This is a genomic window from Alphaproteobacteria bacterium HT1-32 (assembly GCA_009649675.1).
In the GTDB taxonomy this organism is placed as follows: domain Bacteria; phylum Pseudomonadota; class Alphaproteobacteria; order Rhodospirillales; family HT1-32; genus HT1-32.
In genome coordinates, this window is the sequence record WJPL01000002.1 from 248867 (window position 1) to 262127 (window position 13261).

The following is a 13261-nucleotide window of genomic DNA, read 5'->3' on the forward strand; positions in this document are numbered from 1 at the left end:
CGGCCACGGGCACAATCAGAACGCCCGAATGGACGGTCACGTCCGGGGCGCCCGTCAGACGACCCCTATTTATCTTTCGGCCGGTTTCCAAACAGGCCGGACACGATCGGACTGAGGCGGCGCTTGGGCTCTTCCTGTGGCCGAATGCCTTCGGGAATTGGCGGCAGACGATCTTCTTCAGATATCGTCGGGCTGTTGTCTGCCGGTGGTGGTGTCACTGTCGCCGTCTTCTCCTCAGCCGGTTTGCGGTCGGTGTCCCGGGGGGGTGTCGGCGTGACGGTCGGGAAGGGGGATCCTTCGCGGGGTAATGTCTGTGACGCCAGCAGTGGACGGGTCGGTGGGGCAGGCCGTGTGTCCTGTGCTGAACTGGTTGTTGTGGTCTGCGCCGCTCGTTGTGGTGCCAGCTGTGGTTCGCGGCGTGTCGGGAACGGAACAGGCCGCGGGCTGGCAGATTGTTCCTCTCCACCGTCGCGACCATTGGCTTCGTCAACAGCCTGCAGGGCAGCTGCAATTTCGGCGAGTGCCCGTCGGGCTTCATCCCGTTGCGGATCGCGCGGCATTTCCGGTTCCGGCTGGTTTTCCGGTTCAGCGGTAACTTCTGCGACTGGTTTTGGCGGCTGCGGGGCAGGGTCCGGAGCCCGCTCACTGGTAACATGCGGTGGTGCGGCTATAGGAGCAGGCGCGCGCGGTATCGGGCGCTCAACGGCTGCCGTCCAACCCCCGCCGGGAACCGGCGGCAGTTCGGTTTTCTCCTCGGGTTCCGGTTCGGCCTGAGGTGCCTTTTCGGTTACGGGTTCGGGAGCAGGCTTCGGTTCCGGTGTCTCCACCGGTTTGAAAGCCGGTTCGGGTGCCGGTGCAGCTGGTGCCGCCTCGGGCTGGGGCATCGTCCGTTTCAGCAACAGGTCGAGCTTGCCGAGATTTCCGCGCTCTACCAGACGGGTGATCAGGCCTTCACCTTCGACGCTGCGCAGTTCCTTGAGCAGATTGGCGAAGTTTTCACGAAATTCTTCGGCCAGAGGCAGCGCCTTGCTGTCCTGCTTCAGTGTCGCGGCGATCTTGCGTTCCAGTGGTTCGGTCCCGCCGGAGGTGTTGAGAATGCAGCGGAAGAAAACCCAGCGGTCGCCCTGACCAAAACGCTGCCAGGCAGAGGCATACTGGGCATTGTCGATCAGCTTCAGTTCAACAGCGAGATGAGCAACCAGCGGGTTCAGCTCGTCGATCAGATAACTGATCAGCGGAAACAGCTCCGCCCGCTTGGCGGAAGTCCGGCTCTCAACCAGGGTGCGTGCCTCAACTTCTGCCTGATCCGCAGCACGCTTGGTCTGCCAGTGCAGTTGTTTCAGCGCAAAGTTGTTTTCACGCAGGGCTGAGCCCAGTTGCACATAGCCGATAATCAGCCAGAGTGCTGCGGGGGGGCCGAAAGCGGCAGCAACAAAAGCGGCGAGGTCAACAAATGGCAGGTCGAGTAGCGACTGCCAGGTAATCCGGAACTGTACATAGGATGCCGCGGCGCCCAGCCAGATGGCGCTGATCAAGGCGCCGATTGCAAAAATTGCCCGCACTGATGGTCTCTCCCTCGCTGGCAACCGAATGCCAGAAAAATTCAAATTCATGACCAGTATAGGTCATCAGCAGCGGCAACGTCCATGCACAGCAGACTCTGGCCGGGAGCTTGACGGAGAGGCGGTTCAGCGCTAGGTAAAGGTCATGTTTGATCAGTCCTTCCGGAAACAGGTCCTCGGCGGCCTCATTCGAATTACAGGCCCGGCACTCGTTTGAGCGCCGGGTATTTCTGATTCGTCTTTTCCGGAATTTTTTTAAGGACTGCGCATCATGCAACAGCGCACATTCGCCGACCAGACCACTTCTGACACCGTCAGCCCTCTTGCAACGACAGCCTGCTTCGCTGTCCGCGCCAATGCTGAACCGGGTGTCGTCCCCCGCGTCCTCGAACTCTTTGCCAAACGGAACCTCGTTCCCACACGGCTTTATGCCGTACAGGAAGGCAGTGACTCCGTCGTTATCGACATTCAGATGGCAAATATGCTGCAGCCGGAGCGAGAGTATCTGGCGGCCTGCATGCGGCAGATCTATGATGTCTGCACCGTGCTGACTTCTGAGAAGGCAGCGGTTATCTGATCAACCGGAGGCCTGGGTGAGCTATCTCGACCGAATTGCCGAAGCGAATAACTGGAAACAAGATGGCTATCGGCCCCTGCTGGTTGACGGCCACGAACTCGGGCAGACATCCGATGCTTTTGCCGCCAGTCTGGAGAAGTATCCGGATGTCTTTGTTATCGAACCGAATGCAGTCAGGCTGGCTGACGGGCTGTCATCTTATGATGAGCGGACCGAGGCCATCGCAGCCTGCCTGAACGATATCCGCCAAACCCGGGGCATTCACGGATGGCGGAACGAGAATTATCCGGTGGGACGTACCTTTGAACGGCCGGTGTTCGAGATCGAACGGGCAGCGGTTCCCTTACTTGGGACGCGCGGATATGGCGTCCATATGAACGGTTATGTCCGCAAGGATGGCGGATTTTTCATGTGGATCGCCCGTCGCAGCCTGCAAAAGGCGACTGCACCGGGCAAGCTCGATCAGATGGTCGGTGGTGGCCAGCCTGCCGGCCTGTCGGTTCGTGACAACCTGATCAAGGAATGTGGTGAGGAAGCGGCGATCCCCCGCGATCTGGCGGAAATGGCAAGACCGGTCAGCGCCATTACCTATCGTTGCGTCCGGCCCGAAGGCTTCCGGTGGGATCTGCTCTGGTGTTACGATCTTGAACTGCCTGCGAGCTTCGTGCCTGTGGCGGCAGATGGCGAGGTTGATGAATTCATGCTGATGAATATCAATGATGTCGCAGCCGGTATTCGCGAGACAACGGATTACAAGTTCAATTGTGCACTGGTCATCCTTGATTTCCTTATACGCCACGGGTTTGTTGAAGCGGATGATCCGGATTACGAGCATCTGGTGACGGGCCTGCATCCCCGGTTCTAGACCTGTTGGTCTTCCTGGTTTTCGGGCTTTTTCCGGTCTGGCTGGTTGGGCGCTTATCAGAAAAGCAGTCACTTTATTGTAGGCCAACCGTTGTCAGGTTTCGTAAGATAGTGGCTGTCTGTAACGGCGGAGGGGTGTCCGATGTGGCGGCGGTTCGTATTTCTTGTTTCAGTGTGCCTGGTAGCAGGCACAGTATCCAATGGTTCGGTAGCTGCGGAAGACAGCCATATCGGTATCGTCAAGGAAGTCTCGGGTGACGCGAGGATTGAGCGAAATGGCTCATCACTGGCGGCAGAGACCGGCATAAAAATACAGAATGGTGACAGGCTGATGACCGGGGTTGATTCCACGATGGGCGTCACCTTCCGGGATGGCTCGCTGATGTCCATGGGGCCGGACGCCCTGCTTGAGATGGATGAACTGATCTATGAGCCACAGCAGGGCAAGGTTTCGATGATTGCCAGCTTATTACAGGGAACTTTCGCGCATGTTTCCGGTGGCATTGGCAGACTGAAGCCGGAAGCTGTCAGTTTCAAGACACCGACTGCGACGATTGGCATTCGCGGCACGCGCTTTGTGGTGAGGGTTCCATGATGAACTTTCGGACAGTTTGCTCCGTATTCCTTGCCTCGTCCCTGCTCGGCGGATGTGTTGGTGATGTCGATTTCGCCGAAATTGAGACATTGCCCCGCCCGGAGCCCGGTTTTCAGCGGAGCCTTGGTGAGGCCTATCTGGCTTATTCGCGGGTAGAGGCGGGAGAATACGACCGCGCTGATGCAAAGATGTTTGCGGCGAAGGCAGTCAAAGCCTTTGCCAATGATCAGGTTCTGCCAACGAAAGTTGAAGACCGCCGGATTGGCGCGGATCAGTCCGGAGATCTGCTGAAAGCCTATGATGATCTGCTGTCTGCATTTGCCGCCGCCGGCCGAACGCTGGCGCCGGATGACATGGCGGCTGCACAGGCGGCCTATGACTGCTGGTTGCAGGAACAGGAAGAAGGCCATCAGCCGGCTGATATTCTGGCATGTCGCACGAAATTTGAGGCATCTCTGGCCGCAGCCAGCGAGAAGTTTCAGGCGACACTTGTGGTGTTGCTTGAACAGGATGGCGGGAAGGCTGGTGCGGTCACGGTGAATAATGCCGGTAGTGAACTGTTGCTTAACCGGCCACGTCAGGCGGTCAGTGCAGCTGACGGGAAGGTGCCGGCAGAGGCCGGTGTCCTGACAGATGCCGAAGTGAACACACTTTTTGGGGCAGCTCTTGGAGCTGTGCCGGAAGCGCCGTTGTATTTCACCCTCTATTTTCAGACCGGATCAAACGAGCTGACGGCGGAATCGGCTGCGATGCTGCCATCAATTATTGAGACAATTACCAGGCGGGCGACACCCGATATTTCGGTAATTGGTCATTCCGACAGGGTTGGCCGGGCCGAAGTGAATGCACGCCTGTCGCTGGTCCGGTCCCGTTCTGTCGCGGATATGCTTATTGCCCGGGGTGTCGCGCCGGAGATTGTCGAAGTGACATCGTTTGGTGAGAGCGACAATGCGGTTCCGACAGACGATAATGTTCCGGAACCGGCAAACCGGCGGGTCGAAATTTCGGTTCGCTGAGGAGAGCGTTTATCCCGGCAGACCGGCCATTCTGCGTATGTCGTCTGGCTGGTGGCCCGCGGCACGCAGGGAGCGGAGATCTGGCGCGCCGGCACGTTTTGCCAGCCGTTTCCCGCTGTCATCATGCAGGAGGGGATGGTGATGATATTCTGGTGTCGGCAACTCCAGCAGCGTCTGTAGTAACCTCTGGATATGTGTGGCGCTGAACAGGTCTTCGCCCCGGACGACAAGTGATATGTCCTGTGCGGCATCGTCCAGGGTGACGGCAAGATGGTAGGAGTTGCGGATATCCTTGCGGGCCAGGACGACATCTCCGGCTATCCCGTAATCAGCTGACTGTGTTCCGGCCAGACGGTCCGTCCAGTTCAGGTTTCCGGCAATTTCCGATGCCCTTTGGATATCGAGCCTCAGGGCATGTGGTTCATTCTCCCGGATCCGCTGCGATGCTTCTTTTTCGGACAAGGCTTTGCAGGTTCCGGGATAAACCGGACCGTCCAGCCCGTGTGGCGCTCCACCCGCTGCTTCTATCTCTGTCATGATCTGTTTTCGTGTGCAGAAGCAGGGATAAAGCAGCCCGCGTGCTTTCAGAGAGGTGAGGGCTTCCTCGTAGGCAGTCGTTCTGTCGGATTGCCGCAGAACGGGACCGTCCGGTGTGAGGCCCAGCCAGTGGATATCTTCAAGAATGCTGTCGACAAATTCTTCCCGGCAGCGGCCCGCATCAATATCTTCAATACGAAGCAGGAATTTTCCTCCGGCCTTTTTTGCTTCCCGCCAGGCGAGCAACGCCGAATAGGCGTGGCCAAGATGAAGATGACCGGTTGGGCTGGGGGCGAAACGGGTTACAATCATTTCCGAAATATATCGCATCGCTGATGCTAAACACACATATGTAGAACAGATGGCTGAAAAAATGACTTCATTAACAGGGCCGGAGCGCCTGCCGGCTGACGGCACGAAAGCCGATAGCGTGGTGGTGTTGCTGCACGGCCTTGGTGCGGATGGTGCAGACCTGATCGGGCTGGCCCCGGATTTTGCGCGGCTGCTGCCACGAACGGCTTTTCTGTCGCCGGACGCTCCCGACCCCTGTGATATGGCACCCTATGGCCGGCAATGGTTCAGCCTGCTGGATCGTACGCCGGAGGTGGTGGCGGATCTGGTGGCTGCGGCCTCACCGGTGGTCGAGGGTTATCTGGCATCGGTACTGAAACGCTTTGACGTGACGCCTGACAGGCTGGCGCTGGTGGGGTTTAGTCAGGGCACAATCATGTCATTGCAGGTAGCTTATCGTTTGCCGCATGAACTGGCCGGTGTGGTCGGATTTTCCGGCGGACTTGCCGGTTCCGATATGCTCGGGAAAGAAGTTACGGCCCGTCCACCGGCCTTGCTGGTACATGGGGAAGCCGATGATGTTGTGGTTTTTGACCGGATGCTTGCAGCGGCAGAAGCCCTGCGCGCTGTCCGTGTTGATGTGCAGACACTGGCCCGCCCGGGCCTGGGGCACGGTATTGATGAGGCAGGCATCAGGGCTGCCGGAAATTTCCTGCTTGAGCGGCTTGGATGACTGCTGATTTTGTAGTTGGCTGTCGTAATACCGCAACATATAGTATTTAGACAAGTGAGCGTTTCGGGAACAATCGGGGACGCATAAGACAGCGTAGAAAAAGGTGATCGCAGCAACTCATAATTGGCCTGCTCTCGTTCTTAACGCGGATTTTCGTCCGCTCAGTTACTTTCCGCTGTCCCTGTGGTCATGGCAGGAGACGGTGAAGGCGGTTTTCCTCGACCGTGTCAATGTGGTTGAGGAATATGACCATGCCGTCAGTTCCCCCTCCTTTGAAATGCAGTTGCCCAGCGTCATCAGCCTCAAGGAATTCGTTCCGATGTCGCGGCGGCCGGCATTTACCCGGTTCAATGTCTTTCTGCGTGACGGTTTTGCCTGTCAGTATTGCGGCGGCTCTTTTATTGCGCCGGAACTGACATTTGATCATGTCGTTCCGCGTTCCCGGGGGGGACGAACGACCTGGGAAAATGTTGTGACCTCCTGTTCGCCCTGCAACTTGCGGAAAGGGAACCGGATGCCTGATCGCTGCGGTATGCAGCCGATAAATCCTCCGGAACAGCCTTCGGCCTGGCATCTGCAACAGCAGGGACGGGCCTTTCCGCCGAACCATCTGCATGAACACTGGCGTGATTATCTGTACTGGGACAGCGAACTGGAGCCCTGAGCCTCAGGCTTCCGGATGGGTCTGAAAAGGTCAGACGCGTTCCGCCAGCCAGATCGCGAGTTTTGAGACTTTCTTCACTCCGGCCGTCAGTACTTCATATCCCGGTGCATTTTCGGCGTCATTGGCGAGGCCGGTGTCGCGATGCTCCAGTTCTTCCGCACGGAATTCCTCGATATGTGACCGCAGGTCTGCCTCGCTGTCATCCAGTTCTGCTGCCTGGGCGGCGTAATGTTCGTCGATGACTTCTTCCACAGCAACGGTGCAGGCCATCGCCGCCTCACGCCCCATCAGGGCGGTGGCAGCACCAAGGGCAAAGCCACCGACATGCCAGAGCGGCTGAAGCAGTGAAGGACGTACGCCCCGGTCACCAACGGTTTTGTTGAAATAGTCGAGATGCTTCTGTTCCTGATCGGCCATATGCTGGATCAGGGGACCATCTGCCGTGTTGCCAAGCACTGCAATCTGGCCGGCATAAATGCGTTTCGCACCATACTCTCCGGCCTGGTCGACCCTTATCATCCGCTTGATTTTCTCATCCCGGGAAATATCACCGGGCAGGGGGCGGCTGCTTGTCATCGTAAACCTCCGGGAAGTCGCTTCGCGGCACAGCAGAAAGCAAGGACAGCCAGAAGCAGCGAAGCAATGAAATTATAGCTCGCCATCGACAAACCAAACATCGACCAGGGAACTTCGTCGCACCGGACGATCGGATTGTTCAGAATTTGTGCGCGGAAATCTTCAAAGGAACCAGTGTTCAGGGTTGCGCTGCAGTCGCTGGTGCCTTCCCACCACTGCTGTTCGACGCCATGATGGAAGCCTGCGATGGCAGCACCCGTAAGCAAGGCCAGCCCGCAGATCATCAGTGCAGGGCGGCGCAGATGGGCCGGGGTGAGGGGCAGTGCGGCAAGGCACCCTACCGCCAGTACGATCCAGTGTGGAACACGCTGATACAGGCAGAGTACACAGGGATTCAGCCCGCCCAGATACTGGGAGCCATAGGCAGTTCCCAGAGCAACAGCGCTGCAGGTAGCCAATATGATCAGGGGCATTCGATGGGACTGCATCATAGAGCGTATTTGAGCACGACAAATCCGCCGATCAAGCCGATAAAGAAGATCACGGTGATCAGACCAAGGCGTTTTTCAATGAATTCGCGGATCGGATCGCCAAATTTCCACAGCAGGGCGGCAACCAGGAAAAACCGTGCCCCGCGGGAAATCGCGGAGGCCAGAATGAAGGTCCAGATATCGAGACTGACAACACCGCTGGCGATGGTAATGACCTTGTAGGGGAACGGAGTCAGCCCGAAGAAGGCAACGATCCAGGCACCCCATTCTTCATAACGGCCCTGAAAAACCGAGAATTTGTCCATATAGCCGTAGAATTCAACGACGGGCTGCCCGATCTGTGCCCACAGGGTGAAGCCGATGAAATACCCCAGCAAGCCACCGGCTACTGATGTTATTGTGCAGATTGCAGCGATTCTCCAGGCCCGTTCCCGTTGTGCCAGAACCATCGGGATCAGCAGGACATCTGGCGGAATGGGAAAGAGCGAGCTTTCAATAAAGGAGATAAAGCCCAGCGCCGCATCTGACCGTTTGTGGCCAGCAAGCCGCATGGTCCAGTCATATAGCCGTTTCAGCATTCAGTAGATCCTGTGGAGCAGTGTCGGAGGCAGCAGCCGGATGTGGCCAGGGGTCAGTCGTCAGTCGTCTTCTTCTTCCCGCCGGGCCATTTCTGCCTTGCGGTCCTCGTCCTGTTTGTGGGCTTCTTCAATCGCCTTGTCGTAGTTGTTGATGACCGCACCCACCACAAGGTTGATCAGCAGAAAGCCGGAAACAACCATCCATGAAACATGGTAGAAGGTAACCCAGCCCGAGAGGTCGGAATGAACCTGCAACAGGTTGTAGCGCAGGTCGGTCCAGTCTTCGCCGGTGAGGATACGGAACAGACTGAACATGGCCTCGCCAAGATCGCCATAGGGATCTGGCTGTGTCGGATTGAGTTCCGCATTGGGTGATACCGCATAGCTCGGATTACGAAACATGCTGACGCCAACCACGGCATAGACATACATGAAGATGAAGAACAGCGCGCCGGAATAAACCAGAGACTTGATTGATTTCAGCAGGACCGTGGTGATCAGACGCAACTCCTCGATCGCCCGCAATGCCCGGAATACGCGAAGGACACGCAGGGCGCGGAGAACGGATACATCAGCGCCGGAGACGGCTGCTTCGGGAATCAGGGAGACCGTAACGATGAAGATATCAAAGTAGTTCCAGCCGTCGGTAAAATACTCTTTGTAGGATTCCCGGCCGAGAAAACGGATGATCAGTTCTACAACAAAAAACAGAATGATTGATTGCTGTATGAAAGTTATCTCCGGACTTCCGTGCGATAACTCGACGCCAATCAGCACTGCATTGATGACAATAACAATCACTGCGGCCTGATCAAAGATCGGGTGCCGGACCATACGCTGGCAAAAATTAGATCGCATGTTTGAGACACCACCCCCTGTTATTCATTCTTCGCTTATAGCCGGGAAGCAGGGGCGCACTCAACCGACACTTGGCGTATCAATTTGGTTACATTGCAGTGTTGGGTTGACCGATTGCCTTTGAAAGCTAATATCCGCGCGTCGCAGCCCCCGTGGTGGAACTGGTAGACGCGTCAGACTCAAAATCTGATGTCCGCAAGGACGTGTCCGTTCGAGTCGGACCGGGGGCACCAAACTTCTTCCTGCCGATTACTGCCCGGCCGGAAGTTCCGCGATCAGCTTCATGGAGTCAGTGAAGCCTTTTTCGGCAGCCAGCGAAATCAGGCGATATCCGCGGTCCAGTTCTTTCGGACCACCTTTGCCCTCGACCAGCATGACGCCGAGGTTATGCAGTGAAGGGATGTGACCCTCTGCGGCGGCCATCTCGAACCAGAAGCGTGAGAAACGGGTGTCTTTCCTGACGCCGTCTCCATCCCTGAACAGAGAGCCAAGCTTGTACATTGAAGGCGTATGACCGCGGTCTGCGGCCCATTCGAGCATTTCCGTCCATTCAACCGCACGGGCCCCGGCGGTGCGTAACCGCGCGGACAGGTCGTAGGCGGCTTTTGCGGAAGACGGGTTCTTCGCCTGTAGCCGCAGGGCTGCAAGTTTCTGACTGACATGTCCTGACGGCGCAGGTTTGCGAATTTTTTCTGCTGTGACCTGCTTTGGTGCAGCGGCGGGCTTCCCGGTGCCGACAGTCAGGGATGCTGTAACTTCAGCTTCCGTCACGGCAACCGGGGGGACAGGCTTGATCCGCGGTTCGGCAATCGAAGGCTTTACGGTTGCAGCCTGTGCAACCTGCGGGGTCGGGGGAGGGGCGGCCACATCGCCGACAACCCTTGCCTGTTTCAGTGCCTCGCTGACCCAGGCTTCAGAATGGGCTGCCGTTTCGGCCTGAACGTCGATATTCGCGTTCGGGATTTGCTGTTGCGGTTTTTTGACGATCGGCAGGTAGACGGTTGCCTGCGGTTTTGCGAGTAACACAGGCTGTTCGGGCAGGCGTGACGCCACGACACCGGCTGCTGTGGTGACAGCGATCAGTCCTACTGTTGCGGTACTCCAGAACGACGGCATTTTACTCTCTCCTGTAACCTGCCTACTACAAGTCTTCACGAAAGGTAAACCAAGATTCCTTGTTAAAAGGTTAACGTTAATTTTGAATGAATGCAGTAGATGCTGAAGACTCTGAAAAACCTTGTTGTTCAGACTACAGAGGTGATTAGAGTGTGGTAAATAAACTGTTAATTTTTGCTTTGCTGTCCTGATTAGGTTAACAGATTTCAGGCGGATTTGATCCATTACCCTTCCGAGTCGGAGCTGAAAATGAAATGTCTGGTTACGGGTGGCGCCGGTTTTATTGGCAGCCACCTGGTCGAACGGTTGTTGCGGGACGGTCATCAGGTTGTGGCTCTGGATAATCTGGCCGTCGGGCGGCTGGCCAATATCTCCCATTTGCAGGACCGTGATGACTTTCGCTTTGTGCAGGTTGATCTGCCTGACCTGGTGGCGGGTGATCCTTTGTTCGGGAATGTTGAGCGCGTGTTTCACCTCGGTGCGATGGCGGATATCGTTCCTTCCATTCAGCAGCCACTGGTCTATCACAGGGCGAATGTCGATGGCACAGCGGCGGTGCTGGAATGTGCCCGTGCGGCGGGGGTTGCCCGGTTTGTCTATGCTGCATCCAGTTCATGTTATGGCGTGCCGGATATCTATCCGACACCGGAAACCGCAGCCATCCGGCCCATGTATCCCTACGCGCTGACCAAATATATCGGTGAGCAGTATGTGATGCACTGGGAACAGACCTATGGCATGTCCAGTATTGCTTTGCGTTTCTTCAACGTCTTCGGGCCACGCGCCCGGACTTCCGGCACCTATGGGGCCGTCTTTGGGGTGTTTCTGGGCCAGAAGCTTGCCGGCAAGCCGTTCACGGTTGTCGGTGACGGTGAGCAGACCCGAGACTTCACTTACGTGACGGATGTTGTGGATGCACTGGTAACGGCAGCGGACAGCGATGTAACGGGTCGTGCCTTCAATGTCGGTTCCGGCGGCACTTACAGCGTAAACCGGCTGGTCGAACTGCTTGGTGGGGAAGTGACTTACATCCCCAAGCGACCGGGAGAGCCGGATTGTACCTTTGCCGATATTACCCGCATTCAGGCCGAACTTGGCTGGCAGCCAACCATCAGTTTCGAGACCGGGGTTGCACGGATGCTTGACCATCTCGATGACTGGCGGGACGCTCCGGTATGGGATCCGTCCAGTATTGCCTCGGCAACGTCGGACTGGTTCAAATATCTCGGCAAGGACAAGGCCCTCTGATGAGCGATGATGATGGTAAGGCCCTGACGAAAATCCAGACACTTGAAGGTATGGCCGCAGCCGCCGAACGGGTTCGCGCAGAGGGCCGGACCATCGCGCTGGCGCATGGTACCTTTGACCTTCTGCATATGGGACATGTCCGGCATTTGCAGGCTGCGGCAAGACATGGCGACGTACTGTTTGTCACGGTTACCTGCGATGCGGGCGTCAACAAGGGGCCGGGGCGCCCGGTCTTCACAGAACAGCTTCGCGCCGAGATGCTGGCGGCACTGGGTTGCGTGGAATGTGTTGCGGTGAACCCGGAAGCAACGGCCGTAAACGTCATCCAGTGCGTTAAGCCGGACGTCTATATCAAGGGGTCGGACTATGCGAATCCCGATGATGATATCACCGGCAAAATCCGGGATGAGCGGGATGCGGTTGAATCCCATGGCGGGCGAATCGAGTTTACAGATGACATCACTTTTTCGTCCTCGACCCTGATCAACCGCTATCTGGATGTCTTTGACCCGGTGCTGCGTGAATATCTCGACCGCAAGCAGAATGACGCGGTCGAGGAAGAGATCGACCGGCTGACGGCAGAGATCGCCGGATATCGTGTCCTGATTGTCGGTGACAGCATCATTGATGAATACAATTACGTTTTTCCGATGGGGAAGTCGCCGAAGGAGAACATGATTGCGACCCGTTACCGGGATAGCGAGGTGTTTGCCGGTGGTGTCGCAGCGGCGGCAAACCATATTGCTGAATTTTGTGAATCGGTTGAGATACTGACGGCTGTCGGCGATGACGGGTATGAGGATCTGACCCGCAAGTCATTGAAGCCGAATGTCTGGCTGCATGCCATCACCCGACCGGGAAAGCCGACAACCCGCAAGGCGCGCTATATCGACGACAGCTATATGCGCAAGCTGTTCGAAGTCTATCATATGGACGATACCCCTATGGAGGGGGAGCAGGAACGCCGCCTTGTTGATGAAATCGAGCGTCGGGCGGGAGACTTCGACCTTGTTATCGTTACGGACTTCGGGCACGGACTTATCACGTCCCGCGTCATTGACGCACTGTCCCGCTCGGCGAAGTTTCTGGCCGTCAATTGCCAGTCCAACAGCGCCAATCACGGCTATAACCTGATCACCAAGTATGACCGGGCTGATTACATCTGTATTGATGCGCCGGAAGCGCGACTGGCTGTTGCCGACAAATATGCGGATACGGAAAGCGTGGTGACAGAGTTGCTGCCGGCACGGATCGATTGCCCGAATTTTGTCGTGACACATGGCAAGCATGGCTGCATTGCCTGGAAACGCGGCGGGAAAGCGGCAAAGGTTCCGGCCTTTACCAAGACGGTTGTTGATACTGTCGGTGCCGGGGATGCCTTTTTTGCGGTGACAGCGCCTATGGTGGCGGCAGGTGCCCGGATGGAAACGGCCGGGTTTGTCGGAAATGCGGCGGGGGCGATGAAGGTTGGAATCGTCGGCCATCGTCAATCGATTGAAAAGGTTTCGCTGCTAAAGTTCATCCGAACATTGTTGAAGTGACGGAAGGCAGAATA

General features: G+C 56.9%; 14 protein-coding genes, 1 tRNA gene and 1 pseudogene. 9 read left to right on the top strand and 7 right to left on the bottom strand.

The window, feature by feature from the left end; genetic code table 11:
• Positions 1-65: 65 nt before the first annotated feature.
• On the bottom strand, positions 66-1562 hold the full coding sequence (locus GH722_12635; protein ID MRG72609.1) for a hypothetical protein: 1497 nt from the start codon (positions 1560-1562) through the stop codon (positions 66-68).
• Between the two features lie 337 nt (positions 1563-1899).
• On the opposite strand from GH722_12635, the pseudogene GH722_12640 reads away from it, so the two are divergent.
• From GH722_12640 to GH722_12655, 4 genes and pseudogenes are all read left to right on the top strand, one after another.
• Positions 1900-2139, top strand: a pseudogene (locus GH722_12640) (hypothetical protein).
• Positions 2117-3004 carry a DUF4743 domain-containing protein gene (locus GH722_12645; protein MRG72610.1) on the top strand — a complete coding sequence of 296 codons (888 nt, stop codon included), beginning with the start codon at positions 2117-2119 and terminating at the stop codon, positions 3002-3004. Before GH722_12640 ends, GH722_12645 begins: the two are co-directional and overlap by 23 nt.
• Before the next feature lie 141 nt (positions 3005-3145).
• A complete protein-coding gene (locus tag GH722_12650; protein MRG72611.1) occupies positions 3146-3598 on the top strand; it encodes a hypothetical protein in 453 nt (150 codons plus the stop codon).
• Positions 3595-4614, top strand: coding sequence for an OmpA family protein (locus GH722_12655; GenBank protein ID MRG72612.1), 1020 nt, complete (start codon positions 3595-3597; stop codon positions 4612-4614). Before GH722_12650 ends, GH722_12655 begins: the two co-directional genes overlap by 4 nt.
• A 9-nt stretch (positions 4615-4623) precedes the next feature.
• Here GH722_12655 and GH722_12660 read toward each other — a convergent pair whose 3' ends face one another.
• Complete coding sequence (locus GH722_12660; protein MRG72613.1) at positions 4624-5463, bottom strand: tRNA glutamyl-Q(34) synthetase GluQRS; 840 nt, start codon at positions 5461-5463, stop codon at positions 4624-4626.
• 61 nt (positions 5464-5524) lie between these two features.
• On the opposite strand from GH722_12660, the gene GH722_12665 reads away from it, so the two are divergent.
• A complete protein-coding gene (locus tag GH722_12665) occupies positions 5525-6175 on the top strand; it encodes a prolyl oligopeptidase family serine peptidase (protein MRG72614.1) in 651 nt (216 codons plus the stop codon).
• A 103-nt stretch (positions 6176-6278) separates the two neighbouring features.
• Positions 6279-6839, top strand: coding sequence for an HNH endonuclease (locus tag GH722_12670; protein MRG72615.1), 561 nt, complete (start codon positions 6279-6281; stop codon positions 6837-6839).
• Positions 6840-6869: 30 nt separating this feature from the next.
• On the opposite strand, the gene GH722_12675 is transcribed toward GH722_12670, so the two are convergent.
• The 4 genes from GH722_12675 to GH722_12690 are packed head-to-tail and all read right to left on the bottom strand — an operon-like array spanning position 6870 to position 9342.
• Positions 6870-7415 (bottom strand): demethoxyubiquinone hydroxylase family protein, encoded by a 546-nt coding sequence (locus GH722_12675; GenBank protein MRG72616.1) that lies wholly within the window; start codon positions 7413-7415, stop codon positions 6870-6872.
• A complete protein-coding gene (locus GH722_12680; protein MRG72617.1) occupies positions 7412-7903 on the bottom strand; it encodes a disulfide bond formation protein B in 492 nt (163 codons plus the stop codon). Before GH722_12680 ends, GH722_12675 begins: the two co-directional genes overlap by 4 nt.
• Entirely contained in the window at positions 7903-8484 is a 582-nt protein-coding gene (locus GH722_12685) for a DedA family protein (GenBank protein ID MRG72618.1), read from the bottom strand. Before GH722_12685 ends, GH722_12680 begins: the two co-directional genes overlap by 1 nt.
• Before the next feature lie 60 nt (positions 8485-8544).
• Positions 8545-9342 carry an ion transporter gene (locus GH722_12690; GenBank protein ID MRG72619.1) on the bottom strand — a complete coding sequence of 266 codons (798 nt, stop codon included), beginning with the start codon at positions 9340-9342 and terminating at the stop codon, positions 8545-8547.
• Between the two features lie 146 nt (positions 9343-9488).
• Between GH722_12690 and GH722_12695 the strand changes: the two genes are divergently transcribed.
• Positions 9489-9575: transfer RNA gene (locus GH722_12695), tRNA-Leu, on the top strand.
• A gap of 16 nt (positions 9576-9591) precedes the next feature.
• Here GH722_12695 and GH722_12700 read toward each other — a convergent pair.
• Positions 9592-10782: a hypothetical protein gene (locus GH722_12700; protein ID MRG72620.1), complete on the bottom strand. Its 1191-nt coding sequence runs from the start codon at positions 10780-10782 to the stop codon at positions 9592-9594.
• Here GH722_12700 and GH722_12705 point away from each other — a divergent pair.
• Positions 10708-11706, top strand: a complete 999-nt coding sequence (locus tag GH722_12705) for an NAD-dependent epimerase/dehydratase family protein (GenBank protein ID MRG72621.1) — start codon at positions 10708-10710, stop codon at positions 11704-11706. The genes GH722_12700 and GH722_12705 overlap by 75 nt on opposite strands.
• On the top strand, positions 11706-13247 hold the full coding sequence (locus tag GH722_12710; GenBank protein MRG72622.1) for an adenylyltransferase/cytidyltransferase family protein: 1542 nt from the start codon (positions 11706-11708) through the stop codon (positions 13245-13247). Before GH722_12705 ends, GH722_12710 begins: the two co-directional genes overlap by 1 nt.
• Positions 13248-13261: the final 14 nt, after the last annotated feature.

Excerpts from the sequence above, each read along its gene's own strand:
- GH722_12650 (MRG72611.1), top strand. The coding sequence starts at position 3,146 with ATGTGGCGGCGGTTCGTATTTCTTGTTTCAGTGTGCCTGGTAGCAGGC.
- GH722_12655 (MRG72612.1), top strand. The coding sequence starts at position 3,595 with ATGATGAACTTTCGGACAGTTTGCTCCGTATTCCTTGCCTCGTCCCTG.
- GH722_12660 (MRG72613.1), bottom strand. The coding sequence starts at position 5,463 with ATGATTGTAACCCGTTTCGCCCCCAGCCCAACCGGTCATCTTCATCTT.
- GH722_12665 (MRG72614.1), top strand. The coding sequence starts at position 5,525 with ATGACTTCATTAACAGGGCCGGAGCGCCTGCCGGCTGACGGCACGAAA.
- GH722_12675 (MRG72616.1), bottom strand. The coding sequence starts at position 7,415 with ATGACAAGCAGCCGCCCCCTGCCCGGTGATATTTCCCGGGATGAGAAA.
- GH722_12680 (MRG72617.1), bottom strand. The coding sequence starts at position 7,903 with ATGCAGTCCCATCGAATGCCCCTGATCATATTGGCTACCTGCAGCGCT.
- GH722_12685 (MRG72618.1), bottom strand. The coding sequence starts at position 8,484 with ATGCTGAAACGGCTATATGACTGGACCATGCGGCTTGCTGGCCACAAA.
- GH722_12690 (MRG72619.1), bottom strand. The coding sequence starts at position 9,342 with ATGCGATCTAATTTTTGCCAGCGTATGGTCCGGCACCCGATCTTTGAT.
- GH722_12705 (MRG72621.1), top strand. The coding sequence starts at position 10,708 with ATGAAATGTCTGGTTACGGGTGGCGCCGGTTTTATTGGCAGCCACCTG.
- GH722_12700 (MRG72620.1), bottom strand. The coding sequence starts at position 10,782 with ATGACCGTCCCGCAACAACCGTTCGACCAGGTGGCTGCCAATAAAACC.
- GH722_12710 (MRG72622.1), top strand. The coding sequence starts at position 11,706 with ATGAGCGATGATGATGGTAAGGCCCTGACGAAAATCCAGACACTTGAA.